The organism is Polaromonas sp. YR568 (assembly GCF_943372955.1).
Lineage (GTDB): Bacteria > Pseudomonadota > Gammaproteobacteria > Burkholderiales > Burkholderiaceae_C > Polaromonas.
This window is the reverse complement of the sequence record NZ_CALSAL010000001.1, coordinates 776,585-796,166: the sequence shown is the minus strand read 5'-3', so window position 1 is coordinate 796,166 and position 19,582 is coordinate 776,585. Positions and strand designations below refer to the sequence as shown.

Genomic DNA, 19,582 nt, shown 5'->3' with positions numbered 1-19,582 from the left:
TGACTAGAGGGAGCCGTCCTCGCGTTGCCGCATGAAGGTGGCAAACCGGGGAATGCCGTTGTCCGTAGTGCCACGGAAGCGATAGGTCACCACGCTGCCCACCGGCGGCGGCTTGCGCCGGAGCGCATCACTCAAGCCCGAGCCCAGCCTGAAGCGCTGCGCGGGTTTGCCATCCACGCCTGGTATCTCCACCAGCAGCGCGCCAACCTGGCCCGCGTACTTGCCGGCACCGGGAACATGGCCCACCACGCGCGCCTCGGCGTCCTCGTGGAGCTTCATCTTGATCAGGTCGTCGCTGCGCAGGCCCTGGTATAGCGAGGTGCCCCGGTGCAGCATCAGCCCTTCACCGCCTTGCCGCACGATGGCGGTGAGTTGCGTCTGCAGCGCTTGCGCGTTGCCCACGCGCGACTGCACCACCGCCTGCACCCAGGGCTGGTCGATCTGGGTGACCACACCGTTGACCGCAGGAATGCGCTCGTTGAAGGTGCCCGGGTGAGAGGGCAGGTCAAACACCATGAAACGCATCGCACGCCATGCGGCATCGTCCGGCCGCTGCTGGCGCACGATGGAGACTGCCTTGCTGAACTGGCCCCGCCCGGCCCACAGCTCGCCGTCCATCGGGGTTTTGGGCCATCCGGCAGTGAACCACTCGGGCGCGGCGATGCGCTCACCGCCCCGGGTGAGCAGGCGAGAACCGTCCCAATAGCCACGCACCCCGTCGTACTTTTCGCTCACCCAATAGTCGCCCACCGGCAAGCCGGCGCGGTACACATTGGCCAGCATCAAGGGCGGCGGCCCTTCGCCGGCCAGACTGGGCGTGACCGGCATCCAGAGCCCGGCCAGCATCAGGGTCAGGAGCAGGGTACTGGCACGCGGGGAAGGCGCGGCAGGGCTTGTGAGCGGGGCAGTCTTCATGGAAAGGTAGAAATCAAACAGCAGAAATCAAACTGCAAAAAATCGTCGGTGAAAATGGGGAGGCAGTCGGGGGCACACCAGTCAAACCAGCTTGCGCGCACCTGCGAAATGCCAGCGCACAATTATTGATGGTGCAGTGCAGCATAAACATTTCAACACGCGTTGACAAGGCAGAAAACACCGTCATGACCGACGCAGACATCGAAGCGATTGAAAGAGCCACTGTCAACGCTGTATCGCCCACGCAGGTGCAGCAGATCGACGGCTGGCTGCTGCCCATGGACCTCGGCACAGTGGGCCGCGCCAAAAGCGCAGTGCCTCTGACCCATCGCGCTGCGGATCAGGCGGTGGTTCAGCAAGTGATCGCACGGGTCGAAGCAGCCTATCGAGCGCAAGGTTTCGTACCCGTGTTCCGGCTGGCCGATGAACCCTGCTTTGATGCGTTCCGGCTGGCTTTGTCCGGGCGCGGCTACCGGGCTGGTGCGCCGGTGCTGGTGCAGTGGGCGCCCGTCGAGGCGGTCCGTGCCGTATCCACCGCCAATCCCGCAGAAGTGGCCAGCGCGCCGGATGCCGATTGGGCGTCCGTGTTTCTTTCCGAAGGGTTTGACCCTGTGGACGGCGCGCACCGCGTTCGGGCGCTCAGCCGTACCCCCGGCTCGGTGTTTGCAAGCGTGCGAGAGGCGGGGCAAACCGTGGCGGCAGGCGCCGGCGCGTTCAGCCATGGATGGGGCAGCGTGCACGGCATGCGCACCCATCAGGCTTTTCGGGGGCAAGGGCTGGCGGGTCGCGTTCTGGCAGGTCTGGCTCAGGCTGCGGCCGAACGGAACGTCCAGCGGCTGTTTCTGCAGGTGGATGAAGCCAATGCCCCAGCGCTGGCCTTGTACCGGCGCGCCGGCTTCGTCACCGCCTGGCGCTATGCCTACTGGTCGCCGGCTTGAAGCCGGTCAGGCTGCCTCGGCCGGTTCGGCGATGCCGCCGACCACACTGCTGAAGCCGCCGTCCACATAGGTGATCTCGGCGCTCACGCCACCGGCCAGGTCGCTCAGCAGGAAGGCCGCCACGTTGCCCACATCCTCAATCGTCACATTGCGGCGGATGGGCGAGGTTTCGGCAACCACGCTCAGGATCTTGCCGAAGCCCTTGATGCCGCTGGCGGCCAGCGTTTTGATCGGTCCGGCGCTGATGCCGTTGACGCGAATGCCCTTGGGGCCCATCGATTCGGCGAGGTAGCGCACCGAGGCTTCCAGGCTGGCTTTGGCCAGACCCATGGTGTTGTAGTTGGGCACGGTACGGATGGCGCCGAGGTAGGTCAGCGTGAGCAGCGCCGACTTGTCGTTCAGCATCGGCAGGGCCGCCTTGGCCATGCCCGGAAAGCTGTAGGCACTGATGTCGTGTGCAATGCGGAAGGCCTCGCGGCTCAGGCCGTCGAGAAAGTCGCCGGCAATCGCCTCGCGCGGTGCAAAGCCGATGGCGTGCACAAAGCCGTCGAACTTTGGCCAGTGTGCCGACAGGTCCTTGAACATCTGGTCGATCTGCTCGTCGCTGCCGACGTCGCAGTCGAAAATCAGCTTGGAGTCGAAGTGCGAGGCAAATTCGGTGATGCGGTCCTTGAAGCGCTCACCAACGTAGCTGAAAGCCAGCTCTGCACCCTGCGCGTGGCAGGCTTTGGCGATGCCGTAGGCAATCGAACGGTTGGACAGCACGCCCGTGATCAGCAGTTTTTTGCCAGAAAGAAAACCCATTGATTGCTCCGTTGAATTCGGTGAGGTGGAAGGCCTGGCCGGATGACCCTGAGGCATGACACCCGTCGTCTGGTGCGCACTGCCGTTCCACGTGAACTGGTGCAGAATTGTCGCATGCGGGATTTGTCCTTTTTTAGGGTCGTCGTGGCGGCCCTGGTGTCGGTTTGCCTGGTCGGCCTGGCTCCCGCCGCCCGCGCAGCGCATGCCTATGCCCAGTTTGGCGACATCAAGTACCCCGCAGGTTTCACCCACTTCGACTATGTGAATCCGGCGGCCCCCAAGGGCGGCGAGATTCGCATGGTGCCGCCAACCCGGCCCACCAATTTCGACAAGTTCAACCCCTTCACGCTGCGCGGCACTGCGCCCTATGGCATTGGCAGCCTGCTTGTTGAAAGCCTGCTGACCGGCAATTCGGAGGAGCCCACCACCGCCTACGGTCTGCTGGCCGACGACGTTACCGTCGCGCCAGACCGGCTGTCGGCCACTTTCCGCATCAATGAGAAAGCGCGCTTTCACAATGGCGCACCGGTGCTGGCCGCCGATGTGTTGCATTCCTTCACCCAGCTCACCAGCAAGCTGGCTGCGCCGCAGTACCGCACCATTTATGCCGAGGTGAAAGGCGTGACCGTGGTGTCGGAGCGGGTGGTGCGCTTTGACTTTCTCACGCCCAACCCGGAGCTGCCTTTGGTGGTGGGCGGCATGCCGGTGTTCAGCCGCGACTGGGGGCGCACGGGCGGTGTGGCCAAGCCCTTTGACAAGATCGTCTCCGAGGTGCCGATTGGCTCCGGACCGTACAGGATTGCGAACCCGGCCATGGGCCGGGACATCACCTATGTGCGTGATCCGGCGTACTGGGGCATTGACCTGCCCACACGCAAGGGGCACTTCAACTTTGACCGCATCACCTTCAAGATCTACCTCGACGAAACCTCCCGATTTGAGGGCTTGAAGGCGGGTGAGTACGACTTCATGCGGGAGTTCATCTCGCGCAACTGGGCACGGCAATACACCGGGCGCCAGTTCACCTCGGGCGAGCTGGCGAAACGGGCCTTTGAAAACCGCAATCCGGGTGACTTTCAGGGCTATGTGTTCAACCTGCGCAAACCGAAGTTCCAGGACGTGCGGGTTCGTCAGGCCATTGGGCTGGCGATGGACTTTGAGTGGATGAACCGGCAACTCTTCTACGGCATTTACAAGCGGGTCAACGGCTACTTCCCCAACAGCGAGTTCCACGCCGAGGGTCTGCCCAAGCCTGACGAACTGGCGCTGCTGGAGCCGCTCAAAACGCAGCTCAAGCCGGAAGTGTTTGGTCCGGTTCCGGTCGCACCCAGCACTGCGCCACCCGGCAGCCTGCGCGACAACCTGCGCCAGGCGAAGGCCCTGCTCAAGGAGGCCGGCTGGACTTACCGCGACGGCGCGCTGAGAAATGCCCAAGGCGAGGCGTTCACGATCGAGTTCTTGAACGATCAGCCTTCGCTGGTGCGCATCGTCGGTCCGTTCCAGAAGGCGCTGGAAAAGCTCGGCATCACCATGACTTACCGCGTGGTCGATTTCTCGCTGAGCAAGCAGAAAATGGACGCCTTCGATTTCGAGCTGACCACCTTGCGCCTGCCAGGCAGCACATCCCCTGGCGGCGAGCTGCTGGAGATCTTCGGCTCGAAAGCAGCCAGCACGCCCGGTTCGTCCAATGTCTGGGGCATTGCCGACCCAGCGGTTGATGCCTTGCTGCAGAAAGTGGTATCGGCCAAAACCCGGCCTGAGCTTGCCACCGCGATGCGGGCGCTGGACCGGGTGCTGACGCACGGCTTCTATTCCGTCCCGCAGTACTACGGTGACGCTTTCCTGATTGGTTACCGGCCGGGGCGTTTTGTGCTCCCGTCCACCATTCCCCCTTACTACGACGCCGGCACCTGGGCCATGAGCACCTGGTGGGCGTCCAGCACCAACAAGTAGGGAGTCCCATGGCCAGCTACATCCTCAAACGCCTGCTGCTGATGATTCCGACGCTGTTCGGCGTGCTGCTACTGACCTTTGCGATGGTGCAGTTCGTGCCAGGCGGCCCCGTCGAGCAGATGGTAGCGCAGCTGCAGGGGCGCGATTCCGGTGGCGAGCGGGCGGCGAGTTCTGGCGCCGGTTACCGGGGCCGGCAGGGCGTGGACGCGCAGCGCATCGAGGAAATCAAGACGCTCTACGGCTTTGACAAACCGGTGCACGAGCGCTTCTTCCAGATGCTGGGGCAGTTTGCGCGCTTTGATCTGGGCAAGAGCTTCTACCAGCACAAGGATGTGTGGCAACTGGTCAAGGAAAAGCTGCCGGTCTCGGTCAGCCTCGGGCTCTGGACGTTTTTCATCAGCTACCTGATTGCCGTGCCCTTGGGTGTGGCCAAGGCGGTGAGGGCGGGCACGCGCTTTGACGTGGTGACGACCTTGATCGTGCTGGTGGGCTACGCCATTCCGGGCTTTGTGCTGGGCGTGGCCTTGCTGGTGGTGTTTGGCGGGCAACTGCAGTGGTTTCCGCTGCGCGGCCTGACGTCCAGCAACTGGGAGACGCTGAGCTGGGGCGCCCGCATTGTGGATTACCTCTGGCACATCACCCTGCCCATCACGGCGATGGTGCTGGGCAGCTTCGCGGTCACGGCGGTGCTGACCAAGAACTCCTTTCTTGAAGAGATTCGCAAGCAGTATGTGCTGACCGCCCGGGCCAAGGGGCTTTCCGAGCGCCAGGTGCTGTGGAAGCATGTGTTCCGCAACGCGCTGATTCCCATCATCACCGGTTTCCCAGCCGCGTTCATTGGTGCGTTTTTTACGGGTTCTCTGCTGATCGAGACGCTGTTCTCTTTGGACGGCCTTGGCCTGCTCAGCTATGAAAGCGTGATCCGGCGCGACTACCCGGTGGTGCTCGGCACGCTGTATCTGTTCACGCTGATTGGGCTGGTGACCAAGCTGGTGAGCGACCTGTGTTACGTCTGGGTCGATCCCCGGGTGAAGTTCGACTGACCATGACCGATCACCCCGTGTCTCCGAACCCGATTTCACCTTCGGCACCGTCCGTGCCGCCGTCATTGCGGGCATGGCGCCGGTTCCGGCGCAACCGGCTGGGCTACTGGAGTCTGCTGCTGTTCAGCGTGCTGGTGGCGCTGAGCCTGCTGGCCGAAGTGCTTTCCAACGACAAGCCGCTGGTGGTGCGTTTTGAAGGACAGACCTACTTTCCCTTGGTGAAAGACTACCCCGAGAAGACCTTCGGCGGCGACTTTGAAACGCCGACTGACTACCTCGACCCCTTCATCCGCGAACGGATCACGCAGGGCGGTAACTGGGCGGTGTACCCGCCCAACCCGTACGGCTCGAAAACCATCAACTACTTTGCCAAGTCACCCAACCCCTCGGCGCCCTCGGCCGACAACCTGTTGGGCACCGACGACCGCGGCCGGGACCTGTTGGCCCAGCTGATTTACGGCTTCCGGCTGAGCGTGCTGTTCGGGCTGGCGCTGACGGCCATCGGTGTGGTGATCGGCATCATCACCGGCGCCATCCAGGGCTACGCGGGTGGCAAGACCGATCTGGCCTTCCAGCGCTTCATGGAAATCTGGGGTTCGATGCCAGAGCTGTACCTGCTCATCATCTTCAGCGCGGTGTTTGCGCCCAGCGTGGCCTTGCTGCTGTTCCTGCTCAGTCTGTTCGGCTGGATGGGTCTGTCCGACTACGTGCGCGCCGAGTTCTTGCGCAACCGCCAGATGGACTATGTGCGCGCCGCCCGGGCGCTGGGTGTGGGCAACCTCGCCATCATGTGGCGCCACATCCTGCCCAACAGCCTGACGCCTGTGGTGACCTTTTTGCCCTTCCGCATGAGCGCTGCGATTCTGGCGCTGACCTCGCTTGATTTTCTGGGTCTGGGGGTGCCGCCCGGTACCCCGTCTTTGGGTGAGTTACTGAACCAGGGCAAGGCCAATATCGATGCCTGGTGGATTTCACTGTCGACCTTTGCCGTGCTGGTCATCACCTTGCTGCTGCTGACCTTCATGGGTGACGCGCTGCGCGATGCGCTCGATCCTAGAAAGGCGGACCAGTGATGGCCACCGACCCCATGCCTGTTGCCGCAAATCCCCTTTTGGCGGTCAAAGACCTGCGCGTGGCCTTTGGCGGCAAGGAGGTGGTGCGCGGCATCGACTTTTCAATTGCCCGGGGTGAAAAGCTGGCGCTGGTGGGGGAGTCAGGCTCGGGCAAAACCGTCACGGCGCTCAGCTTGCTCCGGTTGGTGCAGAACGCGCAGCTGTCCGGGCAGGCCCTGTTCACAGCGGACGCCACACAGCCCGCGCAAGACCTGATGGCCCTGCCGGAACGCGATCTGATGGGCGTGCGCGGGCGCGACATCGCGATGATCTTCCAGGAGCCGATGACGGCCCTGAACCCGCTGTTCAGCGTGGGCGAGCAGATTGCCGAGGTGGTGCAGCTCAAGCAGGGCCTGAGCCCTGCGCAAGCGGCGCAGACGGCGGTGAAGCTGCTCGCCGACACCGGCATTCTTGATGCCGCGCGGCGGGCTGGCTCGTTTCCGCACCAGCTCTCGGGCGGGCAGCGCCAGCGCACCATGATCGCCATGGCATTGGCCTGCCAACCCAAGCTGCTGCTGGCCGATGAGCCGACCACCGCGCTGGACGTGACCTTGCGAGCCCAGATTCTGGATTTGCTCGCCACCTTGCAACAGCAGAACGGCATGGCGGTGTTGATGATCACGCACGACCTGAATCTGGTGCGCCGTTTTGCCGACCGCGTGGCGGTGATGGAAAACGGCCTCATCGTGGAGCAGGGCCCCGTGGCCGAGGTGTTTGCGAATCCGCAGCATGCCTACACCCGCAAGCTGATCGACAGCCGGCCCACCCGGGACATCGTGAGCCCATCATCAGACCTGGCCGCACAGCCACCGGTCATGAACGCCCGGAACCTGCGGGTGACCTATCCAGTGCCGATTCCCGGAATCAAGGGGTGGTTCCGGCAGGGTGCGTTTGTGGCGGTGCAGTCGGCCAGCTTTGCCCTCGCGCCCGGTCGCACGCTGGGTGTGATCGGTGAGTCTGGCTCCGGCAAATCCACGCTGGCGCTCGCTTGCCTCGGGTTATTGCCGTTTGAGGGCGAACTGGCGGCGACAGGGCAGGCGTGGAGCCGTGACCGGGCACGCAACAAAACCATTCGCCGCGCGGTGCAGGTGGTGTTCCAGGATCCGTTTTCGTCGCTCTCGCCGCGCATGACGGTGGAATCGATTGTGGAGGAGGGCCTGCGGGTCCATGAGCTCTCATTGACCGTGGCCGAGAAACGGCAAAAGGTGGAGCGGGCTCTGGCCGATGTGGGCATGACAGACGCCCAGTTTCCAGGCCTGCTGCAGCGCTATCCCCATGAGTTTTCAGGCGGCCAGCGGCAACGCCTGGCGATTGCGCGCGCCCTGATCATCCAGCCGCAACTGCTGGTACTCGATGAACCGACCAGCGCATTGGACGTGACGATCCAGAAGCAGGTGCTGGGTTTGCTGCAAGGTCTGCAGCGCGAGCGGGGCCTGAGTTATCTGCTCATCACCCACGACGTGGACGTGATCCGGGCCATGGCCCACGACGTGATGGTGATGAAAGATGGCGAGGTGCTGGAGTCCGGGACGGTCAGCGAAGTGCTTGAATCTCCGCGCCATCCTTACACCCAGGTGCTGGTTGCACAGGCCTGATTGACTTCATAAAATGCTTTAATAAATCAATTTAATTTATTGATTCATAAGTGTTTTATAGATTCAAATCCAGGAAAAATGAGAATTCTAGCGGCGTGAAATCTGGATCGCCGTCGTTTCGTGCATTCACTGAAATTTGTTGAAATCTGCAGTCGGCGTGCGTGTTCGGGTTGCGTGTGGAATCCAGCGAGCCGGATCAATGAAATCGTTGAAGGCCGGATACCCGGCAACCAGACTCTTGGGTGACTCGGCTGACGGGCCAGCACCATCAAAAAACAGGCACGGAAATTGTTTGCGCCTGCCTCTTGAGCGCGTTACAATACTGGCTTCACGACCAAATGGGCGGGTTTCTACCGCCCATTTTTTTTGGGCGTTTGTTTTTGGGTTGCGCAAGTCGCACCATCCAGCATGGCTGCTGGACAGGTAAAAACAGGCGTTGCAGCAGGTCGGTGTTGAAACAGATTTGAAGGGTTTGACAGGACCGAATGGCATTGCAAGAGACGATTGAGCAGACCGTCACAGGACTGGGCTACGAGCTGGTGGACATTGAGCGCACCGGGGGTGGGTTGTTGCGCGTCACCATCGACATGCCCTGGGTTGCAGGCCAGGAGCAGTTCATCAATGCCGAAGACTGCGAGAAGGTCACCCGTCAGTTGCAGTTTGTGCTGGAAGTCGAAGGCGCCAATTATTCCCGGCTCGAGGTGAGCTCGCCGGGCATCGACAGGCCCTTGCGCAGCGAACAGGATTTTGAGCGTTTTGCCGGTGAGCTGATTGACCTCACTCTCAAGGCGCCGATTGGTATAGCGGCCAGTGCGGGATCAACCGTGGCCGCCACCCGCAAGAAATTCCGCGGCACGCTGGAACGCGCCGAACCCCAGGATGGCAAGGCCGGCTGGCAGATCGTGTGGAGCGAGGAGCCCCCGGTCAAGCCCGGCCAGAAGGTCAGCAAAAAGAAACTTCCCGCACCGTTGCAGGCGCTGGGGTTCACGCTCGATGAGATTCATCAGGCCCGATTGGCGCCCGTGGTGGATTTCAAGGGACGTAAACCGAAAGCCAAAGTAACGCCCACGGCGGACACGACTAACCAGAACTAATTGGAATATTGAGAAAGGCAGGCCTGTGAAATGAATCGCGAACTGTTGATGTTGGTGGATGCCATCTCGCGTGAGAAAAACGTGGAACGTGACGTCGTGTTCGGCGCGGTCGAGCTCGCTCTCGCTTCGGCCACCAAGAAGGAATACGAAGGCGAAGTCGATATCCGCGTGGCCATTGACCGCGACAGCGGCAACTACGAAACCTTCCGCCGCTGGCTGGTGGTGCCTGACGAGGCGGGCCTGCAGAACCCCGAGGCTGAAGAGCTGGTGAGCGATGCCAGAGACGAAATTGCCGATATCGAAGAGGGCGACTTCATCGAAAAACCCGTGGAAAGCCTGCCCATCGGCCGCATTGGCGCGCAAGCGGCCAAGCAGGTCATCCTGCAGAAGATCCGCGACGCCGAGCGCGAGATGCTGCTCAACGACTTCATGTCCCGTGGCGACAAGATTTTTGTTGGCACTGTCAAGCGCATGGACAAAGGCGACATCATTGTCGAATCCGGTCGTGTTGAAGGGCGCCTGCGCCGCAGCGACATGATCCCGAAGGAAAACCTGCGCTCCGGCGACCGCGTCCGCGCCATGATCATGGAAGTCGACACCACCCTGCGTGGCGCGCCCATCATCCTGTCCCGCACCGCCCCTGAGTACATGATCGAACTCTTCCGCCAGGAAGTGCCCGAGATCGAGCAGGGCCTGCTGGAGATCAAATCCTGCGCCCGTGACCCCGGTTCCCGCGCCAAGATCGCCGTGCTCTCGCACGACAAGCGTGTGGACCCCATCGGTACTTGCGTCGGTGTGCGTGGCACCCGCGTCAACGGCGTAACCAACGAACTCGCCGGCGAGCGCGTGGACATCGTGCTGTGGAGCGAGGACCCGGCCCAGTTCGTGATTGGCGCTCTGGCGCCAGCCAACGTGTCGTCCATCGTGGTGGACGAAGAGCGTCACGCCATGGATGTGGTGGTGGACGAGGAAAACCTTGCCATTTCCATCGGCCGCGGCGGTCAGAACGTGCGCCTGGCGTCCGAACTTACCGGCTGGAAGATCAACATCATGACGGCCGATGAGTCGGCCCAGAAGCAGGCCAGCGAGACGGACTCGAGCCGCAAGCTGTTCATGGAAAAGCTCGATGTGGACGAGGAAATCGCCGACATCCTGATTTCCGAAGGCTTCACCAGCCTGGAAGAAGTGGCCTATGTGCCGCTGCAGGAAATGCTGGAGATCGAGTCCTTCGACGAAGACACCGTCAATGAGCTGCGCACCCGCGCCAAAGACGCACTGCTGACGATGGAAATCGCCAAGGAAGAAAATGCCGAAGGCGTGTCGCAGCACCTGCGCGACGTGGAAGGCCTGACCCCCGACCTGATTGCCAAACTGACCGAGGCGGGTGTGAGCACCCGTGACGACCTGGCCGATCTGGCTGTGGATGAATTGACCGAGATCACCGGCCAGTCTTCGGACGAGGCCAAAGCCCTGATCATGACCGCCCGCGCGCATTGGTTCGCCGATGAAGCCGCCACTGCGGATGCACCGGCCCCAGCGCCTGTGGCATCCGAAGAGCAATGATCATGGAGGCCAGCAGGAAAAAAACATATGTCCAGTACCACTACCGTCGCTGAATTCGCAGCTGAACTGAATAAACCCACCGCCACGCTGATCGAGCAATTGACCAGCGCGGGCGTCGCCAAAGCGCAGGCCAGTGATCCCTTGTCCGAATCGGACAAGCAGAAACTGCTGAGCTACCTGCAGGCCAGCCACGGCACTGTGGCCACCGAGCGCAAGAAGATCACGCTGGTGAAGAAATCCACCACCGAGATCAAGCAGGCCGATGCCACCGGCAAGGCACGCACCATCCAGGTCGAAGTGCGCAAGAAGCGCACCTTCGTCAAGCGTGAAGACGGCACCGATCAGCCCGCCGAAGAAACCCGTCCGGAAGTGTCTGCCGAGCCCGCCGCGCCCGTGGTGGACCAGGCCGAGCTGATCCGCCGCGAGGAAGAGGCCAGCCGCCACGCCGAATTGCTGCGCCGCCAGGAGCAGGAACTGGCCGAAAAACGCCGCCTGCGTGAAGAACAGGACGCCGCAGAAGCCGCCCGCGAACAGGCCCGTGAAGCCGCCGAGCTCAGCGCCAAGGCCGAGGCTGCAGAAGCCACCGCCAAAGCCAAGGCCACAGCCGGCAAATCGAAATCCGCAGAAACAGTGGCGGCTGAGTCCAGCCAGGCGGCTGAAGCTGCTGCTGTGGACCAGGCGGCCAAAGCCGCAGGCGCCGCTGCTGCTAAAGCCAAGGCGACAGCCGAATTCCAGGCAGACGCTGCGAAAGCGCAGGAGCTGCAGGAGCGCCGCCGCAAGGCCGAGGCGGAAGCTGCAGGCATTCGCGCCATGATGAATGCGCCCAAGCGCGTCCTGGTGCCCCACGTGGACCCCAAGGCCGCCATCAAGGGCACCTTGCATAAGCCCGCTGTGGTGCCAGGCGCGGCCAAAACCGGCGCTGCAGGCGCTGCCGCAGCACCGGGTGCAGCAGGCAAGAAGGAAATCAAATCCGAAAACCTGTCGTCGACCTGGAAAGAAGACGCTGCCAAGAAAAAGGGCATTCCGAGCCGGGGTGCCACGGCTGTGCCCGGGCGCGGCAATTTCCGCAGCGGCCCGCGTGGCCGCCGCAGCAACGACCGCGACGCCCGTCCTGAATCGAACTTCGTGGCGCCTACCGAATTCAAGGTGCTCGAGGTGCATGTGCCCGAGACCATCACGGTGGCCGAACTCGCCCACAAGATGAGCGTGAAGTCGTCCGAGGTCATCAAGCATCTGATGAAGCTCGGCCAGATGGTCACCATCAACCAGCCGCTGGACCAGGACACCGCCATGATCGTGGTGGAAGAAATGGGCCACAAGGCCGTGACGGCTGCGCTGGATGATCCGGAAGCCTTCACCGATGACGACGTTCAGGGCCAGCAGGCTGAAGCCTTGCCGCGTGCGCCGGTGGTCACCGTCATGGGTCACGTCGACCACGGCAAGACCTCGCTGCTCGACTACATCCGCCGTGCCAAGGTGGCGGCAGGTGAGGCCGGTGGCATCACCCAGCACATTGGCGCCTATCACGTGGAAACGCCACGCGGCATGATTTCTTTCCTCGACACTCCCGGTCACGAGGCGTTCACCGCCATGCGTGCCCGCGGCGCGCAGGCCACCGACATTGTCATTCTGGTGGTGGCCGCCGATGACGGCGTGATGCCGCAGACCAAGGAAGCCATCAAGCACGCGAAAGCGGCGGGCGTGCCCATCGTGGTCGCCATCAACAAGATCGACAAGCAGGGCATCAACCTGGAGCGCGTCAAGGGCGAACTGGTCACCGAAGAAGTGATTCCCGAAGAGTTCGGCGGCGATGTGCCTTTCGTGGGCGTTTCTGCCCACACCGGTGCCGGCATCGATGACCTGTTGGAGCAGGTGTTGCTGCAGGCCGAGGTTCTGGAACTGAAGGCGCCGGTGGAAGCACTGGCCAAAGGTCTGGTCATTGAAGCCCAGCTCGACAAGGGCCGCGGCCCTGTGGCGACGGTGCTGGTGCAGTCCGGCACCCTCAAGGCGGGCGATGTGGTGCTGGCCGGTTCCACCTACGGCCGCGTGCGCGCCATGTTGGACGAGAATGGCAAGCCGATCAAGAGCGCTGGACCGTCGATCCCGGTGGAAATCCAGGGTCTGACCGAAGTGCCCCAGGCGGGCGACGAATTCATGGTGATGACCGACGAGCGCCGTGCTCGCGAGATCTCCACCTACCGCGCCGGCAAGTTCCGCAACACCAAGCTGGCCAAGCAGCAAGCTTCGAAGCTGGAGAACATGTTCTCCGACATCTCGGCGGGCGAAGTCAAGATGCTGCCCATCATCATCAAGGCGGATGTGCAGGGTTCGCAGGAAGCGCTGGCCCAGTCGCTGCTCAAACTCTCGACCGACGAGGTCAAGGTCCAGCTGGTGTATTCCGGCGTGGGTGGCATTTCCGAGTCCGACGTCAATCTGGCGATTGCCTCCAAGGCCGTGGTGATCGGGTTCAACACCCGCGCCGATGCCCAGGCACGCAAGCAGGCCGAGAACAACGGCGTTGATCTTCGCTACTACAACATCATTTATGACGCTGTGGACGAGCTCAAGGCCGCCATGTCTGGCATGCTCACGCCCGACAAGAAGGAAGAAGTCATCGGTACCGCCGAGATCCGTCAGGTGTTCAAGGTCAGCAAGATCGGCTCTATCGCCGGCTGTATGGTCACCTCCGGTGTGGTTCGCCGCACGGCGCGCCTGCGTCTGTTGCGCGACAACGTCGTCGTCTTCACGGGCGAGCTCGATTCCCTCAAGCGCTTCAAGGACGATGTCCGTGAAGTCAAGGAGAGCTTCGAGTGCGGCTTGAACATCAAGAACTACAACGACATCCAGGAAAACGACATCCTGGAGTTCTTTGAAATCAAAGAGGTTGCACGTACCTTGTAAAGCGCACTGCGGCATCAGGTTCATGGCCAACGCGCGCTGAACCTGATCCCGTGATGCAGTTGATTTGCCCCCAGTGAAAAAACGAAGTTCCACCCCCAACCGCGGCTTTCGCATTGCCGATCAGATCCAGCGCGATCTGACGGAGCTGATCGCGCGCGAGCTGAAAGACCCGCGGGTCGGCATGGTGACCATCCAGGCGGTGGAAGTCACTGCCGATTACGCACACGCCAAGGTGTTCTTCAGCGTGCTGGTGGGCGACCCGAAAGAGTGCGAAGAAGCACTCAACCAGGCGGCTGGATTCCTGCGCAACGGCCTCTTCAAGCGGCTGATGACGCACACAGTGCCCACCCTGCATTTCCACTTCGACCGCACCACGGAACGTGCGGCAGACATGAACGCCCTGATCGCCAAGGCGGTGTCTTCCCGCGCCACGGACAGCGACGTCTAGCGATGACACGAGCCGGGCCGCCCCAAGGAGCGAATGCCCCCTTGGAGGGGCAGGCAGTGGTGCGTTCTGCTGAACCGAAATCGGTGAACGACCGGGGAGGCAAGGTCAAAGTCCAGCGTCGTCCCGTCCACGGTGTGCTGTTGCTTGACAAACCTTTGGGGCTGTCGAGTAACCAGGCCTTGCAGAAAGCCAAGTGGTTGCTGCGCGCAGATAAAGCCGGCCACACCGGTACTCTGGATCCTCTGGCCACCGGTGTGTTGCCGCTGTGCTTTGGCGCCGCGACCAAGTTCAGCCAGATCCAGCTTGATGCCGACAAGACGTATGAAGCGGTGTTGCTGCTGGGCGCCAAGACCACCACGGCCGATGCCGAGGGCGAAGTCATTGAAACCCGGCCAGTCCCCCCGATCACACCCGCCTTGCTGGAAAGCCTGACCCAGCGCTTCACCGGCCCACTGGCACAGGTGCCGCCCATGTACTCCGCGCTCAAAAAGGACGGCAAGGCACTTTACGAATACGCCCGCAAGGGTGAAGAAGTGGAGCGGGAAGCCCGGCACATCGCCATCTTCAAGCTGGAGATGGCTGTGACCACCGATGCGCGGGCGCCTGCTGCGATCCGCATCGTGGTGACCTGCAGCAAAGGCACCTACATTCGCACGCTCGGTGAGGACATAGGAGAGGCGATTGGCTGTGGCGCCCATCTGGGGTCATTACGCAGGCTGGAAACCGGTGGCTTCACCACCAGCCAGTGCGTCACGCTGCCTGCGCTAGAAGCCATGACCGAGCGCGAGCGCGAGGCGTGTCTCTTGCCTGCGCAGTCGCTGGTGGCTGACTACCCGGTTGTCACACTGGACGCCGACAATGCAGGGCGCTTTCTGAGCGGCCTGCGGCGCCGTGGCGAGCCGGGGCAGTGGGGCGCTGACGCGCCGCTGGTCCAGGTGTTCGCCCAGGACCCACCCGCTTTCCTCGGTTCGGCCCACATCACGGCCGATGAATTGATTCCGCAGCGGCTGCTGAGCCCGGTCGAGATTCAGGACATTCTGCGTGCAGCGTCGCACGTGGTGCCTGAACCGGCCTCCGCTACCGTCCTTCACCACTGATTTGCAATTTTCAAGTTTCCCAGTTTTCTGAAAGCCAACCATGAGCCAAAAACAAATCCGCAACATCGCCATCATTGCCCACGTTGACCACGGCAAAACCACCATGGTCGACCAGCTGCTGCGTCAATCCGGTACCTTTGCCGAGCACGAAAAAGTGGTCGACACGGTGATGGACAACAACGCCATCGAAAAAGAGCGGGGCATCACCATCCTGGCCAAGAACTGCGCGGTGACCTGGGAAGGCACGCACATCAACATCGTCGACACCCCGGGCCACGCCGACTTCGGCGGTGAGGTCGAGCGCGCGCTGTCCATGGTCGACGGCGTGGTGCTGCTCATCGACGCCCAGGAAGGCCCGATGCCGCAAACCCGCTTTGTGACCAAGAAGGCCCTGGCGCTGGGTCTCAAGCCAATTCTGGTGGTGAACAAGGTCGACAAACCCGGTGCACGCCCCGACTATGTGGTGAATGCCGCTTTCGACCTGTTCGACAAGCTGGGCGCGACCGACGAACAGCTCGACTTTCCCGTGGTGTATGCCTCTGGCATCAACGGCTGGTCGTCTCTGGAAGAAGGCCCGCCCAACGAGCAGTGGGGCCCCGACATGTCGGCTCTCTTTAACACCATCCTCAAGCACGTGCCACCGCAGAAAGGTGACCCGGCTGCACCGCTGCAACTGCAGATTTCGGCGCTCGATTTTTCGACCTTCGTGGGTCGCATCGGCGTGGGCCGCATCAGCCAGGGCACCATCAAGCCCATGATGGACGTGGTGGTGATGGAAGGCGCGGACGGCAAGGCCATCAAGGGCCGCGTCAACCAGGTGCTGACCTTCCAGGGTCTGGAGCGCGTGCAGGCCACGGAAGCCGGCCCCGGCGAGATCGTGCTGATCAACGGCATTGCAGACATCGGTATCGGCGTGACCATCACCGACCCGATCAATCCGGCACCGCTGCCCATGCTGAAAGTGGACGAGCCGACGCTGACGATGAACTTCTGCGTCAACACCAGCCCGCTGGCAGGCCGCGAAGGCAAGTTTGTGACCAGCCGCCAGATCTGGGACCGCCTGCAGAAAGAGCTGCAGCACAACGTGGCGCTGCGCGTCAAGGAAACCGACGAAGAGGGCATTTTTGAAGTGATGGGTCGCGGCGAACTGCACCTGACCATCCTGCTGGAGAACATGCGCCGCGAAGGCTACGAGCTGGCGGTGTCCAAACCGCGCGTGGTCTACAAGGACGTCGATGGCGTGCGCCATGAGCCGATCGAGCTGGTCACGGCCGACATTGAAGAGCAGCACCAGGGCGGCGTGATGCAGGCGCTGGGCGAGCGCAAGGGCGAGCTGGTGAACATGGAACCGGACGGCCGCGGCCGTGTGCGCCTCGAGTACCGCATTCCCGCGCGTGGCCTGATCGGTTTTACCAACGAGTTCCTGAACCTGACGCGTGGTTCCGGCCTGATCTCCAACATCTTCGACAGCTACGAGCCACACAAGGGTGAAATCGGCGGCCGCAAGAACGGCGTGCTGATCTCCATGGACGACGGTGAAATCTTCACCTACGCCCTCGGCAAGCTGGACGACCGGGGCCGCATGTTTGTGCGCGCCAACGATCCGGTCTACGAAGGCATGATTGTCGGTATTCACAGCCGCGACAACGACCTGGTGGTGAACGCCACCCGCACCAAGCAGCTGACCAACTTCCGCGTCAGCGGCAAGGAAGATGCCGTGAAGATCACGCCACCCATCGAATGCACGCTGGAGTACGGCGTCGAATTCATCGAGGAGGATGAACTGGTCGAGATCACGCCCAAATCGATTCGTCTGCGCAAGCGGCACCTTAAGGAAAGCGACCGCAAGCGCGCCGGCCGTTCATAAAAGCCCCCACGGTCGTTCACTGCGTGTAACTCCCTGCCCCCCGAGGGGGCCGCTCCGCCTGCGGTCTGGCAAAGCCAGTCCCGCGGCTCCTGCTCGGTTTGATACCTTAGGCACAGTGCCGGGGTCTGGCTTGAATCCAAGGCTGCTGGATACACGGACGCTTCAGTAGCTTTCTTCGTTTTTGTCGCAATGAAACTCACACACTCCAAAGCAGTTGTCCTGATGGTGGTGGTCACGCTGATGTGGTCCATCGCGGGTGTGGTAACGCGGCATCTGGAATCGGCCCGCAGTTTTGAAGTGACGTTCTGGCGCAGCTTTTTCACCGTGGTGTCGCTGCTGGTCATCCTGCCGGCGTTTCAGGGGCGCAAGGCGCTGGTGGACAGCATTCGGCAGGGTGGGGCGGCCTTCTGGGCATCCAGCGTGTGCTGGAGCATCATGTTCACCGCCTTCATGGTGGCGCTCACGCTGACCACGGTGGCTAACGTACTGGTTACCATGGCCATTGGTCCGTTTCTGACTGCGCTGCTCGCCCGCATCTTCATCGGCCACAAGATTCCGCTACGCACCTGGTGCGCGATTGCGATGGCCGGCGTGGGCATCACCTGGATGTATGCCGGGCAGATGGATCTGGGCAGCCAGCTGGCGGGGACGCTGGTGGCCCTGATGGTGCCGCTGGCCGCGGCCAGCAACTGGACGGTGGTGCAGCACAACCGTGCGCACGGCAAGCGGATTGACCTGGTCCCGTCGGTGCTGGTCGGCGCGGTGATCTCATCGTTGGTCACGCTGCCGCTGGCGTTTCCGTTTGCCGCCACGCCGCATGATGTCGGCTTGCTGGCGATCCTGGGCCTGTTCCAGCTGGCCATTCCCTGCGTGCTGTCCATGCTCTGCGCGGCCGTCCTCAAGGCGCCCGAGGTGTCGCTGCTTGGCCTGCTGGAGGTGATCTTTGGCATTCTGCTGGCCTGGCTGGGCGCGGGTGAGGTTCCCGGTACCAGCGTGCTCACCGGGGGTGCCCTGGTCATTGCGGCGCTGGTGGTGAATGAATTGATTGGATGGAGACAACGCGCATGAACACCCCTCAGACCGACAGCCGCCCACCGCAGGCCGAGGTGCTTTTTGAGCAGAGTGGATCGGCCGGCCTCATCACGCTGAACCGACCCAAGGCGCTCAATGCCTTGTCACTGCCCATGGTGCAGGCGCTGCTGAAGGCGCTGACCGCGTGGCGCGACGACCCGACCGTTCACGTCGTCGCCATTCGCGGCACCAACAAGGTGGGGCGACCTGGCACACCCGACAGCCTGTTTGGCGGCTTCTGCGCCGGTGGTGACATCCGTTTTTTCCACCAGGCCGCGCTGGCGGGTGATGCGTCGCTGGAAGATTTTTTCACTGATGAATACACCCTCAACCATCTGATCCAGACCTATCCAAAGCCGGTGGTGGCCTTTATGGATGGGGTAGTGATGGGCGGTGGCATGGGGCTGTGCCAAGGCGCCCGTGTACGCATCGCCACCGAGCACACCCGCATGGCGATGCCGGAGACCAACATCGGGCTGTTTCCGGACGTGGGTGGCGGCTACTTCCTGAGCCGTTGCCCGGGGCATGTGGGCGAATACCTGGCGCTGACGGGCGAGGTCATCGGCGCGGACGAGGCCATCGCCTGGGGCTTGGCCGACTTGCGGGCAGACGCCAGCCAGTTGCCCGCACTCTGGGACATACTGGCGGGCCAGCGTTTTGCATCACCTGCCGAGGCAGAAAGCTGGCTTGCTGCGACCTGGCCTTCATCGAACGCCAGTAAAGAGGGAGATGCGGGCGATGCGGGGGACCACACGATCATCGACAGCTTCTTCTCGCTGGAGCGCGTCAAGCACATCATCGATGCCCTTGAACGCTCCGACAATCCTTGGGCACTGAAGACCGCTGCCACGCTGCGCAAGCGGTCTCCGCTGATGCTGCATGTGGCGCTGGAGCAGATCCGCCGCGCACGGGGCATGAGCCTGGCCGATGACCTGCGCATGGAGCGGGACATGGTTTTCCGCTGTTTTCACCTCAGGCCAGGCACTGCCGGCGAGACCGTGGAAGGCATTCGTGCGCTGGCGGTGGACAAGGACTACAAGCCAGTCTGGAACCCGGCACGGATTGAGGATGTGAAAGCGGCCATGACGCAGGCCTTCTTTGAGAGCCCTTGGACGCCAGAAGCCCATCCCCTGCGGACGCTGGGCCAGCCTTGATGACTGGTGCGTTTGACGCGCCCGGTG

The 19,582-nt window shown here is 62.5% G+C and carries 16 protein-coding genes; 13 read left to right on the top strand and 3 right to left on the bottom strand.

Annotation, left to right across the window (positions count from 1 at the left end; all coding sequences use genetic code 11):
• Positions 1–3 precede the first annotated feature (3 nt).
• Complete coding sequence (locus AAG793_RS03770; protein ID WP_341905404.1) at positions 4–846, bottom strand: DNA ligase; 843 nt, start codon at positions 844–846, stop codon at positions 4–6.
• A gap of 254 nt (positions 847–1,100) precedes the next feature.
• Here AAG793_RS03770 and AAG793_RS03765 point away from each other — a divergent pair, with 254 nt between their 5' ends.
• Positions 1,101–1,853 carry a GNAT family N-acetyltransferase gene (locus AAG793_RS03765; protein ID WP_341904220.1) on the top strand — a complete coding sequence of 251 codons (753 nt, stop codon included), beginning with the start codon at positions 1,101–1,103 and terminating at the stop codon, positions 1,851–1,853.
• A 6-nt stretch (positions 1,854–1,859) separates the two neighbouring features.
• Here the strand turns inward: AAG793_RS03765 and fabI are convergent, their stop codons facing one another.
• Positions 1,860–2,657, bottom strand: coding sequence for an enoyl-ACP reductase FabI (gene fabI, locus AAG793_RS03760; protein WP_341904217.1), 798 nt, complete (start codon positions 2,655–2,657; stop codon positions 1,860–1,862).
• A gap of 114 nt (positions 2,658–2,771) precedes the next feature.
• Between fabI and AAG793_RS03755 the strand changes: the two genes are divergently transcribed.
• Genes AAG793_RS03755 through AAG793_RS03740 form a run of 4 tightly spaced genes read left to right on the top strand, consistent with a single transcriptional unit; the run spans position 2,772 to position 8,360 of the window.
• Positions 2,772–4,610, top strand: a complete 1,839-nt coding sequence (locus tag AAG793_RS03755; RefSeq protein WP_341904214.1) for an extracellular solute-binding protein — start codon at positions 2,772–2,774, stop codon at positions 4,608–4,610.
• A gap of 8 nt (positions 4,611–4,618) precedes the next feature.
• A complete protein-coding gene (gene yejB / locus AAG793_RS03750) occupies positions 4,619–5,653 on the top strand; it encodes a microcin C ABC transporter permease YejB (protein ID WP_341904212.1) in 1,035 nt (344 codons plus the stop codon).
• A 2-nt stretch (positions 5,654–5,655) separates the two neighbouring features.
• The gene (locus AAG793_RS03745; RefSeq protein WP_341904208.1) at positions 5,656–6,726 is read left to right on the top strand and encodes an ABC transporter permease; all 1,071 of its coding nucleotides are present in this window, start codon (positions 5,656–5,658) and stop codon (positions 6,724–6,726) included.
• A complete protein-coding gene (locus AAG793_RS03740) occupies positions 6,726–8,360 on the top strand; it encodes a dipeptide ABC transporter ATP-binding protein (RefSeq protein WP_341904203.1) in 1,635 nt (544 codons plus the stop codon). Before AAG793_RS03745 ends, AAG793_RS03740 begins: the two co-directional genes overlap by 1 nt.
• Before the next feature lie 126 nt (positions 8,361–8,486).
• Here the strand turns inward: AAG793_RS03740 and AAG793_RS03735 are convergent, their stop codons facing one another.
• Positions 8,487–8,852 (bottom strand): hypothetical protein, encoded by a 366-nt coding sequence (locus AAG793_RS03735; RefSeq protein ID WP_341904200.1) that lies wholly within the window; start codon positions 8,850–8,852, stop codon positions 8,487–8,489.
• Between AAG793_RS03735 and rimP the strand changes: the two genes are divergently transcribed.
• The 8 genes from rimP to AAG793_RS03695 all read left to right on the top strand — a co-directional run bounded on the left by rimP (position 8,846) and on the right by AAG793_RS03695 (position 19,555).
• Positions 8,846–9,454 carry a ribosome maturation factor RimP gene (rimP, locus tag AAG793_RS03730; protein ID WP_341904196.1) on the top strand — a complete coding sequence of 203 codons (609 nt, stop codon included), beginning with the start codon at positions 8,846–8,848 and terminating at the stop codon, positions 9,452–9,454. The two genes, AAG793_RS03735 and rimP, sit on opposite strands and share 7 nt — an antisense overlap.
• 30 nt (positions 9,455–9,484) lie before the next feature.
• On the top strand, positions 9,485–11,017 hold the full coding sequence (gene nusA, locus AAG793_RS03725) for a transcription termination factor NusA (protein WP_341904192.1): 1,533 nt from the start codon (positions 9,485–9,487) through the stop codon (positions 11,015–11,017).
• A gap of 27 nt (positions 11,018–11,044) precedes the next feature.
• Positions 11,045–13,918 carry a translation initiation factor IF-2 gene (gene infB, locus AAG793_RS03720; RefSeq protein ID WP_341904190.1) on the top strand — a complete coding sequence of 958 codons (2,874 nt, stop codon included), beginning with the start codon at positions 11,045–11,047 and terminating at the stop codon, positions 13,916–13,918.
• A gap of 73 nt (positions 13,919–13,991) precedes the next feature.
• On the top strand, positions 13,992–14,366 hold the full coding sequence (gene rbfA, locus AAG793_RS03715) for a 30S ribosome-binding factor RbfA (protein ID WP_341904186.1): 375 nt from the start codon (positions 13,992–13,994) through the stop codon (positions 14,364–14,366).
• A gap of 83 nt (positions 14,367–14,449) precedes the next feature.
• Positions 14,450–15,463 (top strand): tRNA pseudouridine(55) synthase TruB, encoded by a 1,014-nt coding sequence (gene truB, locus AAG793_RS03710; protein WP_341904184.1) that lies wholly within the window; start codon positions 14,450–14,452, stop codon positions 15,461–15,463.
• 40 nt (positions 15,464–15,503) lie between these two features.
• Positions 15,504–17,330 carry a translational GTPase TypA gene (typA, locus tag AAG793_RS03705; protein WP_341904182.1) on the top strand — a complete coding sequence of 609 codons (1,827 nt, stop codon included), beginning with the start codon at positions 15,504–15,506 and terminating at the stop codon, positions 17,328–17,330.
• Positions 17,331–17,519: 189 nt separating this feature from the next.
• Positions 17,520–18,398, top strand: coding sequence for a DMT family transporter (locus AAG793_RS03700; protein ID WP_341904178.1), 879 nt, complete (start codon positions 17,520–17,522; stop codon positions 18,396–18,398).
• Entirely contained in the window at positions 18,395–19,555 is a 1,161-nt protein-coding gene (locus AAG793_RS03695) for an enoyl-CoA hydratase/isomerase family protein (RefSeq protein WP_341904175.1), read from the top strand. The genes AAG793_RS03700 and AAG793_RS03695 overlap by 4 nt, the downstream gene beginning before the upstream one ends.
• Positions 19,556–19,582: the final 27 nt, after the last annotated feature.